The following is a 19,142-nucleotide window of genomic DNA, read 5'->3' as shown; positions in this document are numbered from 1 at the left end:
GAGGACGGCGAAACCGAGGAAGACCGTGGGGTAGTACTCGGAACCGGCCAGTCCGATCAGCGCGGGGCCCAGGATGGCACCGACGCCCAAGTGAGCGTTGAGGATGTTGAGCATCGCGGTGGATCCGTGTCCGAACCTGGTGGCGAAGAGCTGGTTGAGGCCGTAGTCGATGCCGCCGAGGCCGAGCCCGGCCAGGAGCGTCGCGAGCAGCGCCATCGACTTCGGTTTCCACGTGCCGGGGCGCTGCCTCTTCTGCGGCACAGCACGAACTCCTTGCGGTTGGTCGCCGGAGCCGACGATGTGGCAGGACTCGGAGGGGCACTCGAAGCGTGGTTGATGTTACCGGTAACTTGAATGGCGTCAAGAAACGCTGGTCTCCAAGTCGATTCAGTGCGTGCTGCGTTGTACGCGCTTTCGAAGAGAACGACCACGCATCTGTCCGGATGATTCAGGAGCAGGTGGCTCCCCGACTGTGGCTGCGCGGGGCCATCGCCACCGTCCGGCATCGGTCGGCGGACCAAGGCCAGAGGCGTCAACCCGCCGCCGGGCCGCCGCCGACATGAGCCTGACGGCCCAGAGGCACAGCCCTCGCATGCTGAGCGCGCCGAGCGCAGGTCGGCGGCGCAATACAGGCGCACGCGGCACTGGCGAACCGTTCGCGGCGCCGCCGTCAGTCCCGGCAGCCGTACGCCGCTGCCACCTCCGCCAGTCCCTCCAGGCCGCCGTCCGCGCCACCGCCCTCGCCCACGCGGGCGAGGAAGAGCACCCGGGCCGGCACACCGGCGGCCGCGTACGCGACGAGGCGGTGATGGCCGTCCAGTACCGCACCGACCAGCCACCGCTCCTCGTGGCGCGCCTCCACGTAGCGGTCGTCGATCCAGCCGAGGACCACGGCGGCGGGCCGCTCCCCCGCCGCCATGGCCGCCGTGTGCCGGGCGATGGTCGCCGGGTCGAGTGCCTCCGGCGGCTGTGAGGGCAGGAGGGCGCCGTACGTGAACGGCACCCGGCCGCCCGGGACAGGTGTGGCGAGTTGGAAGTGCGCGACGCCGGGCCAGTAGTCCTCGGGACGGTCCTCGCCGTACTCCGAGTCCTCGCCGTCCTCCTCCGTCCGGGCCGCCGCCCGGCGGTACCACCACGACTGGGCCGGCTCGGACACGCGCTCCAGCGGCAGATCGAGCAGGAGGGCTCGGTAATGACCGGTCTCCAGCTCGCCGAGGACCGGGCTCCATTCGGCGAGCAGCGCGGCGTCGAGCCGGGACAGGTCGGCCAGCCGGCCGCGCATGCGGGCTGCGATCCGGCTCGCCTCGTCGTCCGGCCAGTCCAGCATCGTCAGGCCCAGTTCGCACGTGTCGCACAACGAGCCGACCCGGTACAGCGGCTTCCCGTCGAACGTCAGGGACCGGTCCCAGCGCGGCCAGGAAGAGCCGGGCGACGGCGGGTCGAAGGCGACCCGAACACGGCCCGCGCCTCCGTCGACGGAAAACCGGGCCCGTGCGCCGGACTCGACGACGACGTCCCGCACCACCGCGGGCGTGCGCTCGATGCGGCCGCCGGCCCAGGCTTCGCGCACGGCCGTCGCGTACGCCGCCCCGCTCGCCCCCTCCGGCAGGAGCGGGTCGCGTCCTGTCAGTCGTACGAGCGCGTGATGGACGTCGTACACCCGCTCCTCAGAGCCCTCGGCCAGCCATCGCAGCAGGTGCGGTACGGCGGCGGGATCGCCCATCAGCTCCAGGGCGACGACGAACGCGGTGCGGTCGAGCCCGGTCACCTCGGACAGCCGGCCCGCGATCGACGCCGTCCACTCGCGGGCACCGAGGCGGCCCAGCGCGAGCGCGGCGCGGCCGCGCGCGGCGGGGATCCCGAGGAGGGCACCGAGGCGCGGGGCGAAGGACGGATCGCCGGAGAGTCCCATGGCGTTGACGAGCTCGGGGGCGGGTGGGCCGTCGGCGCGGTCGTCGCTCCCACCGGACGCACGGGCCTCCTCCTCGTACGTGGCCAGCAACCCGGCGGGCAGCCGGAGCCCGCGCGCCACGGCGGCCCTCAGCACGTCCTGGCGGTCTTCGGCTGCGGACGCAGGTTCGCTGAACAACCGCAGCAACACCTCGTCGCCGGGCTCGCCGAGGGTGCGGAGGAGCCAGGTGAGGTACCGGCGGAAGTCGGCCCGTTCCGTGTCCGACCGGTACAGCTCCTCGACCGCCTCGGCGAGACCGGCGGGCCGCTCGGCCGTCAGCGCGTCCAGCCCGGCCCATGGGTCGTCGGCACGCAGGGCGGCGCGGAGACGTACGTGGACGGTGTCGTGATCCCCCATGCAGGGAGTATCGGCCACGAACGGACGACCTCAGCAGCGGATTTACTGCCGACCGGCCGACAGCAGCGGACAGCGGATCGAGGCCGCGGCGGTGTCCGCGGCCACGGCCACCGCCGAACTGCCCAACGTGCGTGATCCAGCCGTCATCAGGAGTAAAACCTCGACGCCGTCACCGCTGTCAGTGGGGCGCTCTAGATTGGTCGGTTGCGCGGGAGAGCGCGCTGCCGATCAGGGAGGGGACTTCGGTCTTGCCGTTCATCAACGGGTACACGAAGCGGGACGGGACGGTGGTCCGGCGCCATTGGCGGGCGCCGGCCGGGACGAGCCGGGAGACCGCGCTCGCCATCGGGATCGTGGCGGCCGTGTTCGTGTTCGGAGGCTCGTCCGGCACGTCTGCCGGCGACAGCGGCCCGAGTGCGGAGCGGTTACCCGCGCCGCGGTCCTCGTCGGCGGTGACCTATCCGATCAAGTGGCCCAGCGGGAACAGGACGGTGACCCGTCCGGCGCCGGCGGTGTCGTACCCGATCCGGTGGCCTGGGTGGCAGGAGCCTGCTCCGCGCCCGGTGCCGACGGTGTCGTACCCGATCAAGTGGGAGCGCGACGGGGGCGGGAGGTGAGCCGGCGTCCGTCGGCGCGGCGTCGTCCGGCCCGGCGGCGTTCGCGCAAGACGTCCGGTGGCGAACAGCTCCTTCTCGTGGGCGGGGGTCTGGTACTGGCATGGGTGCTGGTCACGGGCCTGGTCAGCTTCATGGCCGCCCACCCGTGGGTCCCGGTCGTCCTGGTACTGCTGATCGGCGGGGCAGCTGCGGCCTGGACGGTCCAGCGACGGCGGGCTGCCCGATGGGAGCGGGTCAGGGCCCAGGGGCTGCGTTATGCGCTCACGCAGTTGGACGCTTTGCACCACCGGCAGTTCGAGCACGCGGTGCGGGACCTGATGCGGCGCGACGGATGCGCGGACGCTGTACAGGTCGGCGGTGCCGGGGACAACGGCGCGGACGTGAAGGCGACCGATCCGTACGGGCGGTCGTGGGTGATCCAGTGCAAGCACCGGCGGGCGGGTCTGGCCGGTTCCCCGGTCGGCACGCCGGACCTGCAGGTGCTCAACGGCACCGGCCGGCCGGTACACAAGGGCGATGTGGTCGTCCTCGTCACCAACGGCGGGTTCTCCAAGCCGGCACTCGAGTTCGCCCGCTCTCAGCGGTTGCACCTGGTCGACCGCGCCGTCCTCGCCCAATGGGCGAGCGGATCCAGGCCTCTGTGGGAACTGCTGCCTGCCGTGCCTCCGCCCCGCCGCCCCACGTCCCTGTCCTGACAGCGAACCCGGCTTTCACCCGTATGGGTATAGACGGGTCACATCGTCCGGCAAAGGGCATCCTCAGGGCGTACCCGGGTGGCTTTGCCGTCGCCCTTTACCCGGAAAGGCGCCAGTGAACAGCGAGCCCGCAACCCTTTATCACGTCGATGATCTCCCCGCCCTGGACTTCGACCCGTTCCTGCGCACCTCGCTCCTTGAGGCTCCCGTCCGTCGGATCCGGCTGCCTCACGGTGAGGGCGAGTGCTGGCTCGTGACGAGTTACGACCTCGTGCGGTTCGTCACGTCGGACCGGCGCTTCAGCCGGGACATCACCGGCCGTCCCATTCCCAAGATGACCCGGCACGCCATTCCGCTGGACCGGGCGGTCAGCTTCGTCGACCCGCCCGGCCACGCCCGGGTACGGGCCGCTGTCGCACCGGCCTTCAGCAGCACGGCGATGGACCGTCTGCGGCCGCGCATGCAGGAGCTGCTGGACGCCCTGGTCGACCGGCTCCTGCTCAGGCGGCAGCCGGCCGATCTCGTCCGCGACATCACCTCCCCCTTCCCTCTCGCCGTGATCGGCCTGGTCATGGGCGTGCCGGAGGCCGACCAGGCCCAGGTGCGCGAGTGGGCCGACACCCTGTTGACCAGAGCGTCCGACGAACAGGCCGCCCAGCGTGCCGAACGCGTCAAGCGGGACAGTCGCGCCTACTTCCTGCGTCTTGCCCGGCTGCGGCGCGACGACCCTCGCGACGACACCATGACGACGCTGGTCGGGGCCATGGACCGCGGGGCCATCGACGAGGAGGAACTGCTCGCGCTCGCCACCCTCATCGGTCTCAACGGGTGGCACGCGGTGTGCAACAACGTCTCCAACATGCTGTACGCCCTGCTGACCACCGAGGACCTGTGGGACAGGCTGTGCGCCGAGCCGCACGCCGTGCCCCAGGCCGTGGACGAACTCCTGCGATGGGTGCCGCACAAGCACGGCGTGGGCCAGCCCCGTATCGCCACCGAGGACGTCCGGGTCGGGGAAGCGCTGGTCCGCGAGGGCGAGTACGTCTACGTCTCCTACGTGGCCGCCAACTGGGACGAACGCGTCTACCCCCAGGCAGGGGACATCGACTTCGACCGCCAGGGCCCCCGGCACCTGGCCTTCGGCAACGGTCCCCACTTCTGCGTCGGACCGCTGCTGGCCCGGATGGAAGCGGAGGTACTGCTGTCGACCCTCACCGCCCGTCTGCCCACCCTGCGCCTGTCCGTCCCCCACGACCGCGTCCCCTGGCAGACCGACATCCTCATCCGCGGGCCCAGGACACTGCCCGTGACCTGGTAGGCGCCGGCTGACCCGCGCAGGCGCGCGACGCTTTGGTGCCTGGACCGTCGCTCCTTCCGCGGCGGCGGCAGCGGCAGATCGCTCCCCCAAGTGAGCCCGCACGACGCACGGTTACTCTGTGGCGTGCGCGAGTGTCGGCCCTTCCCCTCCACCGGTTCCCGGTGCGGGAAGGCCGGTGGGGACGCACCTTTGTCGATGTCTTCGAGGGGAGCCGTTCATGACCACGGCGAAAGACCTGTTCATCATCGCCATCGGCCCGACGCCGCAGCATGCGGTGGGCCAGGGTAACCTCTCGCTCGCACTCGCCGGAGCGGAGCTGGTCGACCTCATCGGTGCCGGGGTCGTCAGCGTGGACGAGGACCACATCGTGGCGGAGGGGGCGTCGGCGCCGGACGATCGGCTTCTCGCCGAGGCCGCGGCGCAGCTCGTTCGGCAGCCGCCCCATGAGCTGGTCGAGGACTGGCTGTGGCGCCGGGGACGAGACCTCTCGGCCGCCTACCAGGCCGACCTGGAGGGGAGCGGTGACTTGATGTCGAAGCGAAGCGGCCGGTTGCCTTTCAGCCCGCTGCGCGTGGAGCCGGCCGATACGCCCATCCACCGCCGGGCGGCCGACCGCTGGCAGCAGAAGGAACCCGTCCTGACCGCCCTCGCCTCGGTTCTGGGCATCTCCCACGAGGGATCCGAGGACGAGCCCCGCCTCGATGACGATGCGGTGACGGCCGTGGTGGCCGCCGCACACGACGCGGTGATGGAACTCGAGGCCGCCCGTCAGCGACGAACCATCGAGAACGCGACCTTCGCCAACATCTGGCGCGGACCGTGATCCGCACCGGCACCGGCACCGACGTGCCGCGCGCCGGGTGCGTGCCGCCTGCGGCCGGGTGAGTCGCCGGGGCAGGGGCGACCTGCGCCACGAGGGCGCGGGCGGCTCGCGGAACGTGCGCGCCGCCCGTGCCGTCGTGTGTCCGCCTGCTCGGTGTCTTCGGCGGTGCCCCTTTTACAGGCCTTCGTCGGGGGCGCCGCTCTCGCCGAACTCCTCGTCCTGCATCATGACGCCGGCGAAGCCGCCCATGATCTCGTCCATGTCCAGCTCGGTGGCTCCCGCCGGGGCCGTCGGCTTGGTGCCCGCGCTCATCTTCAGCACCAGGCCGAGCTTCTTGACCTCGGCGCTCTCGGCCAGCTTGGCGAGGTCGACGTACACCTCGGTCAGCTCACCGTTCTTGAGCGTGAAGTCGGCCGTGACCTTGGTGTCGGGGGCGTCCTTCAGATCCTCGTCCGACGGCAGGTCCATGCCGGGCGGCAGGTCCGCCGTGAGCGGTCGGATCTCGCCGATCAGCTCGGTGACCAGGGTGCGGAACGGGGCCGTCGCGGTGATGTGCTCGGTGCCGTCCTCGCCGCCCGCCGTCTTGAAGTCGACCTCACGGGCGATGACCTCGCGGAGGGCGTCCAGGAGCTTCTTCTGGGTCTTGGCGTCCAGCGAGGGTTGCGGAGACGGCTCGGAGCCGGGCTCCTGGCCCATCTCCTCGCCGAACTTCTCCATCTCCTTGGTGCTGAACTTGACCCACTCGCCCTCCAGCGCCTTCTTGAGACCCCCGGCCTCCGGGGGCAGCTCGTCGGCGGGCGGCATGGGGGCGCCCATCGCCTTGCCGAGCGCTTCGACGTCGGACCGGATGTAGGTGTAGTCGCCGACGACCCGGTACTCGACCAGGTCGCCGTCGGGGTTGCTGATCTTCATCGCCATGCCGACGAAGTCCTTCTCCTCGGACTCGTCGATCGGCTTCTTCGACTCCACCGTGACGCTGATCTTCGCGCCGCTCATCAGTTCGGCGGCCTCGTCGGGGAGCTCGTCGCCCGGCTCCGGCTCCGACTCGGCGTCCAGCTGCTTCAGGGTCTCGGCGTCGACGTCCAGGTCCAGCTCGAAGGAGATCGACTTCTCCTTGCCCAGCTTCTCGAAGGCCTGGTCCAGCTTCTTCCCTGCGGACAGCTGCTCCACCGTGCCACAGGCGGCCGTACCCGCCAGGACGGCGCAGACGACTGCGGTGGCGCTGAGGGTCTTGCGTATCGCGGTGATGATGATCTCCTCGTAGGTCCGATCACTGTGTGACCGATCAGGAGACTCGCGACGCCCCTACAAGGTTGCCCCCGTCTCTCGGTGAGTTCCGTCGGCGACCAGTTCGGCAAAGGCCTCCGGCGTCATGACCTCGACGCCGAGTTCGGCGGCCTTGACCGCCTTCGAGCTCGGCTTCCCGTTCGCGGAGGGCGCCGCCACGAGGATGGACGTCCTGGCACTGACACCGCTGCCCGCCCGCCCACCGGCCTTCTCGATCAGCGCGTTCATCTCGGACCGGCCGAAACCCTCCAGCGGCCCCGTCATCTTCCCGGTGACCACGACGACCTTGCCCTCCAACGGTCCACCGGGCGATCCGGCCGACGGGTCCGCGGGCTCGGTCATGTTGACTCCCGCGGCGATCAGTTTGTCGATGACGGGTGCCAGTGCGGCGATCTGCTCGACGACGACCGGGGCCTTCTCCGGGCCGATCCCCTCCACATCCTGCATCCCGGGCGCGTCGGCCTCGCGAATCGCGTCCATGGTGCCGAAGTGCCGGGCGATACGGCGGGACATGCTGCGTCCGGTGCCGAGCACGCCCAGGGCGCAGAAGACCCGGCTGAGGGGACGGGCCTTGGCGGCCTCGAGCTGTTCGGCGAGCTTGGCCGCGCGCTTGGAGCTGCCCGACGCGGCCGTCAGCTGGTCGATCGTCAGCGTGAAGAGGTCGGCGACGTCGCGGACGTCTCCCGACTCGACCAGAGCCGCCACGTACGTCTTGCCCAGGCCGTCGATGTCGAGCATCTCGCGCCCGGCGGCGTACTCGATGAGCGCTGGGAGCGCGCAGGAGGCGCCCTGAGCGCATCGCCACCGCTCCTGGGCCGTGTTGATCTCGCCGCCGCAGCGCGGGCACGCCTCGGGCAGCGGTACCGGCGTCGCCCCGGCCGGGCGGAGGCGGACCACGGCCGCCTGGACGCGCGGGATGATGTCGCCGGCCTTGTACACCGTCACCGTGTCGCCGAGGTGCAGATCACGGCGGCGGATGTCCGCCGGGTTGTGCAGGGTGGCCCTGGTGACGGTGGATCCGTCGATCTCCACCGGGGCGAGGATGGCGGTAGGAGCCAGGACCCCGGTCCTGCCGACCTCCCAGACGACGTCCTGGAGGACCGTCTGCCGCTCGACCGCGGGCAGCTTCACCGCTATGGCCCAGTACGGGAACCGCGAGCCGAAGCCGATCTCCTCCTGTTCGGCGGAGTCGTTCAACTTGACGACCACTCCGTCGATCCCGACGGGCAGCTCCGCGCGCATCGCTGCGATCGCGTCGACCCTGGTCTGCGCCTCGGCCAGGTCGGGGACGACGAGGAGCCCCGCGGCGGAGGCCGCGGTCGTCTGCACGCCGGCCGCGGCCACGGCGGCCAGCGCGTCGTGGTGCGTCGACCCGGCGGGCAGGAAGGCGACGCCGTCCAGTTCGACGACACCGTAGGCCCAGAACGTCATCCGGAGCCGGTACGGGCGGTCCTTCGCCCTCAGCGTCCCCGCCGTGCCGTTGCGGGGGTTGACGAAGGCCGGGGCGCCGTGGGCGGTCCGGACCGCGTTCGCCTCCTCGAACTGCTCCTGGGTGAAGGCGACCTCGCCTCGGACCTCAACGGTGACGGCCTCGGCGAGCCGCTCGGGCAGGCCGTCGATCTGGCCGATGACATGGCTGACGTCCTCGCCGTGGCTGCCGTCGCCCCGGGTGATGACCTGCACCAGACGGCCGTCCCGGTACCGGGCGGCCACGGCCGCGCCGTCGATCTTGGGTTCGACGGTGAACCCGCCGGCCGGCGCGCGGCCCAGGCGACGCTGGACGGAGGCGCCCCAGGCCACCAGTCCCTCGGCGTCGAAGACGTTGTCCAGGCTCAACAGCCGGGAGGTGTGCTCGACATCGCCGACCGGAGCCGCACCGTCGGCGACCAGTCCGGTCGGCGAGTCGGGGACGGCCTCGGCGGGGTTCGCCTCCTCCCAGGCCAGGACGGCCAGCCGGAGCCGGTCGTAGGCGGTGTCGTCCAGGACGCTGTCGCCGTCTCCGTAATAGGACCGCGAGGCGTCGTGCAGGCGCTGCAGCGCGGCCTCGTACTCGGCGCGGCCGGACAGGGTGGTCAGGCCGGGGAGGGCCGGCGGGACGAGGAGGGTGGGCAGGGTGGACAGCGCCTCATCGGCGGGGAAGGTCGTCATAAGGTGATCCTCTCGCGAGGGTCTGACATCGAGGGGAGGAGCCGATTCCGTGCGGTCCCGGCTCGCGTTCCCTGCCGTCCATGCCGCGCACCTTCGACCTCGTGGTCAGGGACTCCTCGGGCGAGACGCGCGTCTCGCACCACCGTGTCAACGACGGCGGCACCCAGCGCGTCGACGTCCGGGTCCGTGACGCGCTGTCGGTGCAGCTGGTGCTGCGTACGGCCTGGCGGGCGGACTCCCGCAGGCAGGTGGCCGTCGCGGAGCTGGAGTTCTTCGGCCGTTCCGTGTCCTGACGCTCCGCCTGTCAGGTGCGCAGCCACACCGCCGTGTCGGTGGGGAGCCCGCCGTCGGCGTCCAGCGGGCCGCTCGACAGGAGCAGCCGCTCGTACGGCGGGAGGGCGGCCGGGGCCGGGGAGAGGTTGACCACGCACACCAGGCCGTCGGCGCGGGTGAAGGCGAGGACTCCCTCCCGCGCCGGCAGCCAGGTCAGAGGGCCGTCGCCGAAGCCTTCGACGGACCTGCGCAGCCGGAGGGCCTCGCGGTACAGCGCCAGCATCGATCCGGCGTCGGCCCGCTGCCGGTCCACCGCGTACCCCTGCCACTCCCGGGGCTGCGGGAGCCACGGCTCGGTGTGGGAGCCGAAGCCGTACCAGGGCTCGTCGGCCGTCCACGGCAGGGGTATGCGGCAGCCGTCGCGGCCCGGGTCGGTGCCGCCGGAGCGGGCGTGCATGGGGTCCTGGATCCGGTCGAGCGGGACCTCCGCCTCGGGCAGGCCCAGTTCCTCCCCCTGGTAGAGGTACACCGAGCCCGGCAGGGCCAGGGTGAGGAGCGCCGCCGCGCGGGCCCTTCGCGTGCCGAGGGCGAGGTCCGTGGGCGTGCCGAAGGTCTTCGTGGCGAAGTCGAAGCCGGTGTCCGCGCGCCCGTAGCGGGTGACCGTACGGGTCACGTCGTGGTTGCAGAGGACCCAGGTCGCGGGGGCGCCGACCGGGGCGTGTTCGGCGAGGGTGTCGTCGATGGTGGCGCGGAGCCGTCCCGGTTCCCAGGGGCAGGAGAGGAAGTTGAAGTTGAAGGCCGTGTGCAGTTCGTCGGGGCGCAGGTAGCGCGCGAAGCGTTCGGCGTCGGGCAGCCAGACCTCTCCGACGAAGACGCCGCCGTACTCGTCGGCGATGGCGCGCCAGGAGCGGTAGACGGCGTGGATCTCGTCCTGGTCGATGTACGGGTGCGGGTCGACGCCCTCGACGAAGTCGCGCAGGTCGGGGGCCTTGGCGAGCAGGGCCGCGGAGTCGATCCGTACGCCGGAGACTCCTCGTTCGAACCAGAAGCGGAGGATGTCCTCGTGCTCGTGGCGGACGTCGGGGTGGCTCCAGTTGAGGTCGGGCTGTTCGGGGGTGAAGAGGTGGAGGTACCACTCGCCGTCGGGGACGCGGGTCCAGGTGTTCCCGGAGAACTGGGAGGGCCAGTCGTTGGGCGGGAGTTCGCCGTGTTCGCCCCGGCCGGGCCGGAAGTGGAAGCGGGCGCGGGCGGCGCTTCCGGGGCCGGCCTCCAGTGCCTCCCGGAACCAGGCGTGCTGGTCGGAGACGTGGTTGGGGACGATGTCGACGATCACCCGGAGGTCGAGCGCGCGGGCTTCGGCGATCAGCTTCTCGGCCTCGGCGAGGGTGCCGAAGGCGGGGTCGATGGTGCGGTAGTCGGCGACGTCGTAGCCGCCGTCGACCAGCGGTGAGAGGTACCAGGGGGTGAACCAGACGGCGTCGACGCCGAGTTCGGCGAGGTAGGGCAGTCTCGCCCGGACGCCCGCGAGGTCCCCGGTGCCGTCGCCGTCGCCGTCGGCGAAGCTGCGCGGATACACCTGGTAGATGACGGCGTCGCGCCACCAGTCGTCGGCGCGGTGCGAGAGAGGGGCTGCCACGTGAGGTCCTTTCGGGCAGGTCGGGGTGCGGAGGCGGGGGGCTTGGCACGGGCGGGCGGTCAGCCTTTGAGGCCGCCCGCCGTGAGGCCGCTCATGATGTTGCGCTGGAAGATCAGGAAGATGAGCAGGGTCGGCACGGAGGCGATGGTGAGCGCGGCGATCAGCACGTTCACGGGCACTCCGTTGGAGAGCGAGTAGATGCCGACGTTGAGCGTCTGCATCGCGGGGTCGGGGAGCGTGAGCATCGGCCAGAGGAAGTCCTTCCAGACCCCGACGACGGCGAAGATGGAGACCACGCCCAGGATCGGCCGCGAGATGGGCAGCACGATCGACCAGAGGATCCGTACCGGGGAGGCCCCGTCCATCGACGCGGCGTCGAGCAGTTCCTTCGGGATGGAGTCGAAGAAGCGCTTGAGCAGGAAGATGTTGAAGGCGTTGGTGACGGAGGGCAGCCAGATCGCCCAGGGCGTGTTCAGCAGGTTGCGCTCGAAGATCGGCACGTCCAGGACCGTGAGGTACTGGGGTACGACGAGGACGGTGGCCGGGATCATCAGGGTCGCCAGCATCAGGCCGAGGATCGCCTTGCCGAGGACGGGCCTCAGTTTGGAGAGCGAGTAGGCGGCCGCCACGTCGAGGACGAGCTGGAAGGCCAGGGCGCCGAGCGCGTAGTAGAGGGTGTTGAAGAGAAGGGTCGCGAGGTCCATGACCTCCCAGGCCCGGGTGTAGTTCTCCGGTTCGAGCGATCCGGGGACCAGGGTCGGCGGTGTCTGGATCACTTCCTGGGTGTCCTTGAAGCCGCTGGACACCAGCCAGTACAGGGGGCCGAGGAACGCCAGGGTGAAGCCGCCGACGACCAGGGCGAAGACCACCCAGTAGACGACCTTGCCACGGGGGCGGGCCAGCTGCGCGGGCGAGATGAGTGTGCGTGTGGACATGCTGGTCTCCCCGGTCCTACTCGTCCTCGGCGCGGCTGAGCTTCACGTACGCCGCCGAGAATCCGGCCAGGAGTACGAGCAGGAGCAGGCCGAGCGCCGCCGCGGCACCGTAGTTGTTGAAGTTGAAGGCGTACTGGTAGATGAGGTAGACGACGGTCGTGGTCGATCCCTCGGGTCCCGCGCCGCCGGTGAGCAGGAACGGTTCGACGAAGACCTGCATGGTCGCGATGATCTGCATGAGCAGCATCAGGGAGAGGATGAGGCGGGTCTGCGGGATGGTGACGTGCCAGATCTTCCGGAAGAGGCCGGCGCCGTCGAGTTCGGCCGCCTCGTACAGCTCGCCGGGGATGCCCTGGAGCGCGGCGAGGTAGATCAGGGCCGCGCCGCCCATGTTCATCCAGGTCGACGCGATGACGACGGAGAGCATGGAGAGGTCGGGGTCCTGGAGCCATTGCTGCTCGGGGAGGTGGAGGGTGCGGAAGAGTTCGTTGAGGAGTCCGTAGCCGGGGTCGTACAGGTACTTGAAGAGGAGGACCGAGGCGACCGGCGGAAGCATGACGGGCAGGTAGACGAGCAGCCGCAGATATCCCTGGCCGTGGTGGAACTCGTTGATGACGAGGGCGACGGCGAAGGGCACGGCGAAGCCGAAGACCAGCGCGAGCACGGTGAACAGGAGCGTGTTGCGCCAGGCCTGCCAGAAGGCCGGGTCGTTGACGACGGTGACGAGGTTGTCGAAGCCCACCCACGTCGTCTGTCCGCTCTCGGTCTTCTGGAAGGCAAGGAGGAACTCCCTGACCATCGGGTACCAGGAGAAGAACGCGAAGCAGAGGACGGCGCCGATGAGGAAGCCGTGGGCGGTGAGGTTGCGCCGCAGGCTCTTCGCGAAGCGGTCACGGCCACCGGGAGGTACGGGGCCGGCCGTCGGCGGCGAAGAGTGACGGGGACTGCCCGCCTTGCTCGGGGTCACGCTGGGGGCCGACATCGTCGCTCCTTGGTTCTGGTCTGCCGGGGTGGTCCTGGGGTGATCGAGGGGCGGCGGGGGCGGCCGGCCGGCCCGCCCCCGCCGGGGCCTCTCACCGCGTGGCGAGGACCTGGTCGACCTGTGCCTCGGCGGTGGCGAGGAGCTTGTCGATGTCGGCGTCCTTGTTGGTGAGGAGGCCGGACATCACGTTGTCGAGGACCTTGTAGACCTCCTGCGCCTTGGGCGGCTCGGCCTTGCCCGCGACGGGGTTGTCCATGAAGGACTTGAAGTTCGCGACCGGCATCGTGGCGTTGGCGACGCGGGCGGCGTCGTCCTTCGTCTTGGACTCGTTCAGCCAGAAGTTGGGCTGCGGTACGCCGACGGGGAGCGCGTCCCGCTTGGTGCGGGCCCAGTCGAACTGGCCCTTGCCGACGGTGAGGTTCTTGAAGTTGAGCCAGGCGACGGCGGCCTTGATCTTGTCGCCGGAGATGCCCTTCTTGATCATGTAGTTGTTGCCGCCGGCCAGGGTGTTCTTCGCGCCGGGGATGGGGCCCATGCCGAAGTTCTCGTACTTCGCGCCGAGCTGCTGGACCATGTACGCGATGTCGTCGGGGGCGGCGAGGAACATGCCGAGCTTGTCGGTGGCGATCTGCTTCTGCAGGTCGCCCCACTTGAGCAGCTGGGTCTTGCCCATGCTGTCGTCCTCCCAGCGCATGGCGTGGAGGTTCTTCGCGACCTGCTTGCCGAGCTCGTTGTTGAAGGCGGCCTTCTTGCCGCTCGCGTCGACGACCTCGCCGCCGACGCTGTACATCTGCGCGGTGAAGTGCCAGCCGCCGGTGTTGCCCGCGCTGTACTCGCCGAAGCCGGCGATGCCGTCGCCGAGTCCGGCGATCTTCTTGGCGGCGGCGCGGAGCTCCTCCCAGGTGCGCGGCGGGGCGTCGGGGTCGAGGCCCGCCTGCGTGAAGAGCTTGCGGTTGACGAGCAGGCCCATCGTGTAGTTGCTGGTGGGGAGGCCGTACAGCTTGCCGTCGTGCTTCAGGGAGTTCAGGACGTTCGGGTCGATGTCCCCCAGGAGCGGGACGGTCTTGTCGTTGACGTACGCGGTGATGTCCGCGGCGCCGTCCTCGGAGAGCACCTGCGGCAGGTCGGTGAAGTACGTGTAGAACACGTCCGGCTGGGACTTGGCCTTGAGCATCGCGGTGAAGCGCGGCGGCTCCAGGCACTGTCCGGGGGTGGAGCGGCCCTCGATGGTGACGTTCGGGTAGGTCTTGTTGAACTCGGCGACGTCCTCCTTCCACTCCTTGAGCTCGGCCGCCTTCGCCGCGGGGGGCATGCAGTCGATCGTGAGCGTCACCTTGGTCTTGGGGTCCAGCGGGGCGGTGGGGTCGGATGATCCCCCGCCCTCGGAACCGCCGCTGCCGTTGTTGTCGTTGCTGCTGCTCGTGCCGCAGGCGGCGAGCGCGGTCAGCGTGAGCGCGGAGACGAGGGTGACCGCGCTGGCGCGGCGCGTACGGCGGAACCGGGCACTTCTCATGGGTGGTCCCCTTCGGGCCTGAACGTGGAGGTCGCCCCACCGCCTGTGCGTTGTGGGGCGCCGCTCACTCAACCACCACCAACAAGTGAACGCAAGATATCGCGCTGATTTCGTAATTGCCTGACAGTCAGGGGCTGATGGGCGGTGTTAGCCACTCAGGAAGCCGACAGTTCAAGGGTACGAGGCGCGACCGGCCGGGATCGCCGCGCGAGCCCGGCGACAGAACGCACGCAAGACCGATGCAAGTGGCTGCAAGCCACCTGCATCGGCCTCGCGGGCAGGGTTATGGGGAGGGGAGGTTACGGGTTGACGTTGATCCTGAAGGTGGAGGTGGTGTTACGGATGTCCACCGCGTTGCCGCTCAGCCGCAGCCCGTTGAAGGTCACCTCCCCCACGGCGGGCCCCTGCCCCGACTCGGGCATCTCGTTGGCCCACAGACCGAATCCGGACCTGGCGTCGAACGCGTCACCGCTCTTGCGCGCCCCTGTGATCGAGACGTCCGTGAACACGGTGTCCTTGATGGGGAACTGTGGCTGACCGCCCACGTAGTTCGTCTGGAACATCACCCCGCTGTACGTGGGGTCGACGATGTCCACGTGGTTCACCCTGATCCCCTGGAAGACCTTGGAGGCGGAGAACACCCAGATGCCGGGGAAGGTCTGTGAGCCCCAGAAGTGGCCGCCTGCCCGGACGATGGAGATGTTCTCGAAGGTCGTGGGCCCGGTCCCGAAACCGTTCATGGGATAGCCGAAGTCCAGGGACGAGATGGTGATGCCCGCGTAGACGAGCGTGTCGGCGATGTGGATGTTGCGGAAGGTGTTGTCGTAGCCGCCGTAGACGGCCACGCCCGCCGCTCGCCAGGTCAGGGTGGTGGTGAGGTTCTCGTAGACGTTGTTCTTCATGTCGGCGCCGCCGGCGTCGATCGCGGAGAACAGGGCGAAGCTGTCGTCACCGGTCGCCCGCGCGTCGTTGTTGACGACGTGGTTGTCCGTCGAGCCGTTGGTCATGTTGACGCCGTCGGCGAACATGTTGCGGATCCGGGAGTTCTTGATCGTCATCCGGTCGGTGTTCGCGCCCCAGTAGAGGCACACCATGTGCTCGTTCCAGATGTCGTCGATCACGATGTCCGAGACGTTCGCGAAGTCGAACACCTTGCCCGGTCCGTCGATGCGCGAGGTGTAGTTGCCGAAGTAGGCGAAGCCCTTGAACAGCGAGCCCTTGGCCGCCGCCTCGGCGCGGAAGCCGACGTCGGTGTTGTCCTGGGTCGACGGCGCGTGGAACGCCGTGAACCATGGTCCGGCGCCGACCACCTTGACCGGCTTCCCGTACACCTGGAACTTGCTCGCCGTCTGGTAGTCGCCCGGCGGCAGGTAGACGCCGACGAGGGTGCCCGTGGTGTCCATCCGGACCCTGTCCAGGGCGTTCTGCACGTCCTGGTGACCGAATCCGGCCGGCACGGTGTACGCGGCAGGGTCCGGGTTCCCGGCCGGGGCGACCTGCTCCAGGTTCACGAAGTCGATCGCGTACGTGGAGGTGTTCGCGGCGTCCTTCTGGAGCCGGATCCTGCTGCCCGCCTGGACGGTCTCGCCGAGGAGGAGGTGCGCCTCGTCGTAGATGTGGCGCGGTGCGCCCGAGCCCGGGGAGTTGCCGGGGCCGGCCTCGGCGCCGTACAGCCAGGCGTACTTCGACGTCAGCGGGAGCGACTTCTTGAACACCCCGTCGACGTAGACGTTGATGGTGGAGTCGATGCCGCCGCCGCTCGGGGAGTCAGGGATGGAGAAGCGGGTCACCAGGGTGTTGGTCGAGCGCCGGGTGGTGAACTCGACGTACTCCCCCGTCGCGTCCAGGCTGACGGCCTTGCGGCCGGAGGCCTCGCCCGCGATGTCGCCGATGGTGCGGTTCGGCCCGGCGACGGTGGCTCCGCCGCCGACGGTGCCGTCCTCCGCCTCGTACATGTCGTAGGGCATGTCGGCGCCGCGTCCGACGAAGAGGGGCTGGGTGGAGGTGTTGTTGGCGCGCTTGACCGGGAGTTCGTTGGCGTCGTCGGCGACGACCGTCCGCACCGTGTAGGAGCCGTTGGCCGCCGTCCACGGGCCGAGGGTCACCTCGGCGCCCGCACCGGCGGCGAGGGCTCCGCTGTGGGTGCCCGTCAGGGACTTGACGGTGGCTCCCGTCGAGTCCGTGAGGGTGAGGCTGACGCCGTGGCCGCCCGCGGCGCTCGGCGCGGTGCCCTGGTTCCTCAGGGCCACCTTGAAGGTGACCGTGTCGCCGGCTGCCGGGCTGGACGGCGACGTCGTCACCGAGGCGGCGACCAGGTCGGAGCTCGACACCGGTGCGACCACCAGGGCGGTGGGGCGGGTGTACGTGTTGTCGGACTCGTTCTGCTCGATGACGGCGTTCGCCTCGTCGGCGACGGCGCTGAGCTGGTAGCTGCCGGCGTCGCGGACGCCGATGGAGGCGCTGACCGTGGTCTGGGCGCCGGCGGCCAGGGCGCCGACCTGCGCGGTGGCGACCTTGGTGCCGCCGAGGCGCAGCGCGACGGCGCTGGCCGGTGCTGCGGCAGGGCCGCTGTTGCGGACGGTGGCGCTGACGGTGATCGGCTCCGACTCGACGGGCGAGGCGGGCGTGGTGGTGAGGCCGGTGACCTGGAGGTCGGGGTTGGGGGCGGGGACGCCGATGACCTGGAACTCGGCGAGCTGGCCTGCCGCGGAGCCGGTGTTGGCGGTGAACCTCAGCCGGACGTCGGCGACGCGGGCGGAGACGGGGATGGTGACGGTGTTGCCGCTCGCCGGGTCGAAGGTGTGGCTCTTCGCGGCCACCAGGCCGGTGAAGCCGGTGGCGTTCTGTTCGCGGCCGAGGACCTCGACGGTCTGGCTGCGGGTCGCCCAGGCCGCGTCCGGGTTGAGCTTGAGGACGAGGCTGTCGACGTCGGCGTTGGAGCCCAGCTTGACGGTCAGGGTGTTCGGGTAGCTGCCGCCGGCGCCCTCCCAGTAGGTGCTGAGGCTGTTGTCGTTGGCGTTGGCCGCGTTGTAGGTGTGGACGAAGGAGGAGGCGTCGATCTCCTTGCCGACGGCGAGGTTGGAGCCGGTGCCGCCGCTGCCGGTGCGGGTGACGGCGTTGCTGTCGGCCGACCGGTTGCCGGCCGCGTCCTTCGCGCGGACGCGGTAGGTGACGGTCGCGGAGGCCGGCTGGTCGTCGGTGTAGGCGGTGACGTTCCCGGCGACGCTGCCGCGGAGGACGTTGTTCGCGTATACGTCGTAGCCGGTGACACCGGTGTTGTCCGAGGAGGCGTTCCAGGTCAGCTTGATCTGCCCGGCGGTGGCCTCGGTGAACGCGAGGTTCGCGGGCGCCGTCGGGGCCTGGGTGTCACCGGTGTCGCCGGTGCGGGTGACGGCGTTGCTGTCGGCGGACTGGTTGCCCGCCGCGTCCTTGGCGCGGACGCGGTAGGTGACCGTCTCGTTCGCCGGCCGGGTGTCGGTGAACGTGGTGACGTCTCCGGCGACGCTGGTCAGCAGGGTGCCGTTGGCGTAGACGTCGTAGCCGGTCACGCCCGTGTTGTCGGTGGCCGCGTTCCAGGTGAGCCGGATCCGGTCGGTGGCCGGCTGGGTGAGGGCGAGGTTCGCGGGCACGGTCGGGGCCTGCGTGTCGCCCGATTGCGGTCCGTAGATCTCCAGCTCGGAGAGCTGGGCGGCGGGCTGGACGCTGTTCGCCGTGACGAGGACCCGGACGTACCGGGTGGTGGTCGCGTCGAACGCGATCGTCGCGGCCCGTCCCCCGGCGGCGTCGAAGGTGTACGCCTGGGAGGCGGTCAGATCGCTGAAGGCGGTGCCGTTCGCACTGCCCTGGATCTTGAGGGTCTGGCTGCGCGCGCCCCAGCCGTCGGGAAGCCGGAGCACGACCCGGTCGACGCGGACGGAAGCGCCGAGGTCGGCCTGGATCCACTGCGGGAGGGCGTTGTTGGCGCTCTCCCAGTAGGTGGCCCGGTTGCCGTCGTTGGCGTTGCCCGCTCCGTACACCTCGGTGTGGCTGCTCGCGGTCAGGGTGCGGCCGCTCGCCAGGTTCGTGGAGGAGCCTTCGGCGGCGTGTACCTCCAGTTCGGAGAGCTGGGCTGCCTGCCAGCCGGTGTTGGCGGTGATGTGGACCCGTACGAACCGGGTCTGGGTGGCGGGGAAGGCGACCGTGACGGTGTTGGCCGCGCCCGGGCTGAACGTGTAGGAGGCGGAGTTCTTGAGGGTGGCGAAGCTCGTGCCGTCGGCGCTGCCCTGGACGGAGAGCGTCTGGTCGCGGCTCTCCCAGCCGGCGGGCAGTTTCAGGACGACCTCGTCCACGCGGGTGGTGGCGCCGAGGTCGACCTGGACCCACTGGGGCAGGGCGCTGCCCGCGCTCTGCCAGTACGTGCCCTGACTGCCGTCGGTGATGTTCGCCGCGCCGTACTCGGCGTGGGCGCCGGACGCCGCGGTCGCGTCCCCCAGGGCGATGTTCGGGCCGCCCGCAGCCTGGGCGGACACGAGGGGTCCGCCCAGGGACAGGAGGCTGGTCGCGATCACGGCGCTCAGGCCCCGTGATCTCCAGCTGCGGAAACTCATCCGTCCTCGCTCTCGAATCGG

Annotated in this window: 12 protein-coding genes; 4 read left to right on the top strand and 8 right to left on the bottom strand. The window is 70.4% G+C overall.

Translation table 11 applies throughout. The features are described 5' to 3' along the window. Nucleotides 1–670: 670 nt before the first annotated feature. Nucleotides 671–2,308 (bottom strand): hypothetical protein, encoded by a 1,638-nt coding sequence (locus ACIA8N_RS27980; RefSeq protein WP_365785591.1) that lies wholly within the window; start codon nt 2,306–2,308, stop codon nt 671–673. Between the two features lie 721 nt (nt 2,309–3,029). Here ACIA8N_RS27980 and ACIA8N_RS27975 point away from each other — a divergent pair. From ACIA8N_RS27975 to ACIA8N_RS27965, 3 genes are all read left to right on the top strand, one after another. After that, complete coding sequence (locus tag ACIA8N_RS27975) at nt 3,030–3,620, top strand: restriction endonuclease (protein ID WP_399416809.1); 591 nt, start codon at nt 3,030–3,032, stop codon at nt 3,618–3,620. A gap of 115 nt (nt 3,621–3,735) precedes the next feature. After that, nucleotides 3,736–4,938: a cytochrome P450 gene (locus ACIA8N_RS27970; protein ID WP_365785596.1), complete on the top strand. Its 1,203-nt coding sequence runs from the start codon at nt 3,736–3,738 to the stop codon at nt 4,936–4,938. Between the two features lie 217 nt (nt 4,939–5,155). Then, nucleotides 5,156–5,761, top strand: a complete 606-nt coding sequence (locus tag ACIA8N_RS27965; RefSeq protein ID WP_365785598.1) for a GPP34 family phosphoprotein — start codon at nt 5,156–5,158, stop codon at nt 5,759–5,761. Between the two features lie 174 nt (nt 5,762–5,935). Here ACIA8N_RS27965 and ACIA8N_RS27960 read toward each other — a convergent pair whose 3' ends face one another. Next, nucleotides 5,936–6,931: a hypothetical protein gene (locus tag ACIA8N_RS27960; RefSeq protein WP_365785600.1), complete on the bottom strand. Its 996-nt coding sequence runs from the start codon at nt 6,929–6,931 to the stop codon at nt 5,936–5,938. A gap of 135 nt (nt 6,932–7,066) precedes the next feature. Next, on the bottom strand, nt 7,067–9,196 hold the full coding sequence (ligA, locus tag ACIA8N_RS27955; RefSeq protein ID WP_365785602.1) for an NAD-dependent DNA ligase LigA: 2,130 nt from the start codon (nt 9,194–9,196) through the stop codon (nt 7,067–7,069). An 80-nt stretch (nt 9,197–9,276) separates the two neighbouring features. Here ligA and ACIA8N_RS27950 point away from each other — a divergent pair, with 80 nt between their 5' ends. Continuing rightward, complete coding sequence (locus tag ACIA8N_RS27950; RefSeq protein ID WP_365785604.1) at nt 9,277–9,489, top strand: hypothetical protein; 213 nt, start codon at nt 9,277–9,279, stop codon at nt 9,487–9,489. 11 nt (nt 9,490–9,500) lie between these two features. Here ACIA8N_RS27950 and ACIA8N_RS27945 read toward each other — a convergent pair whose 3' ends face one another. The 5 genes from ACIA8N_RS27945 to ACIA8N_RS27925 form a co-directional block, all read right to left on the bottom strand. After that, nucleotides 9,501–11,105 carry a glycoside hydrolase family 13 protein gene (locus ACIA8N_RS27945; protein ID WP_365785606.1) on the bottom strand — a complete coding sequence of 535 codons (1,605 nt, stop codon included), beginning with the start codon at nt 11,103–11,105 and terminating at the stop codon, nt 9,501–9,503. Nucleotides 11,106–11,164: 59 nt separating this feature from the next. After that, complete coding sequence (locus tag ACIA8N_RS27940) at nt 11,165–12,040, bottom strand: carbohydrate ABC transporter permease (protein WP_365785608.1); 876 nt, start codon at nt 12,038–12,040, stop codon at nt 11,165–11,167. 16 nt (nt 12,041–12,056) lie between these two features. Beyond that, on the bottom strand, nt 12,057–13,022 hold the full coding sequence (locus ACIA8N_RS27935) for a sugar ABC transporter permease (RefSeq protein ID WP_365785610.1): 966 nt from the start codon (nt 13,020–13,022) through the stop codon (nt 12,057–12,059). Nucleotides 13,023–13,113: 91 nt separating this feature from the next. Further along, nucleotides 13,114–14,535, bottom strand: coding sequence for an extracellular solute-binding protein (locus tag ACIA8N_RS27930; RefSeq protein WP_365785612.1), 1,422 nt, complete (start codon nt 14,533–14,535; stop codon nt 13,114–13,116). A 299-nt stretch (nt 14,536–14,834) separates the two neighbouring features. After that, nucleotides 14,835–19,121: a discoidin domain-containing protein gene (locus tag ACIA8N_RS27925; protein ID WP_365785614.1), complete on the bottom strand. Its 4,287-nt coding sequence runs from the start codon at nt 19,119–19,121 to the stop codon at nt 14,835–14,837. Nucleotides 19,122–19,142: the final 21 nt, after the last annotated feature.

The organism is Streptomyces sp. NPDC051822 (assembly GCF_044452745.1).
Classification (GTDB): domain Bacteria; phylum Actinomycetota; class Actinomycetes; order Streptomycetales; family Streptomycetaceae; genus Streptomyces.
This window is presented reverse-complemented; position numbering and strand designations above follow the sequence as displayed.

Excerpts from the sequence above, each read along its gene's own strand:
- ACIA8N_RS27980 (WP_365785591.1), bottom strand. The coding sequence starts at position 2,308 with ATGGGGGATCACGACACCGTCCACGTACGTCTCCGCGCCGCCCTGCGT.
- ACIA8N_RS27965 (WP_365785598.1), top strand. The coding sequence starts at position 5,156 with ATGACCACGGCGAAAGACCTGTTCATCATCGCCATCGGCCCGACGCCG.
- ligA (WP_365785602.1), bottom strand. The coding sequence starts at position 9,196 with ATGACGACCTTCCCCGCCGATGAGGCGCTGTCCACCCTGCCCACCCTC.
- ACIA8N_RS27950 (WP_365785604.1), top strand. The coding sequence starts at position 9,277 with ATGCCGCGCACCTTCGACCTCGTGGTCAGGGACTCCTCGGGCGAGACG.
- ACIA8N_RS27940 (WP_365785608.1), bottom strand. The coding sequence starts at position 12,040 with ATGTCCACACGCACACTCATCTCGCCCGCGCAGCTGGCCCGCCCCCGT.
- ACIA8N_RS27935 (WP_365785610.1), bottom strand. The coding sequence starts at position 13,022 with ATGTCGGCCCCCAGCGTGACCCCGAGCAAGGCGGGCAGTCCCCGTCAC.
- ACIA8N_RS27930 (WP_365785612.1), bottom strand. The coding sequence starts at position 14,535 with ATGAGAAGTGCCCGGTTCCGCCGTACGCGCCGCGCCAGCGCGGTCACC.
- ACIA8N_RS27925 (WP_365785614.1), bottom strand. The coding sequence starts at position 19,121 with ATGAGTTTCCGCAGCTGGAGATCACGGGGCCTGAGCGCCGTGATCGCG.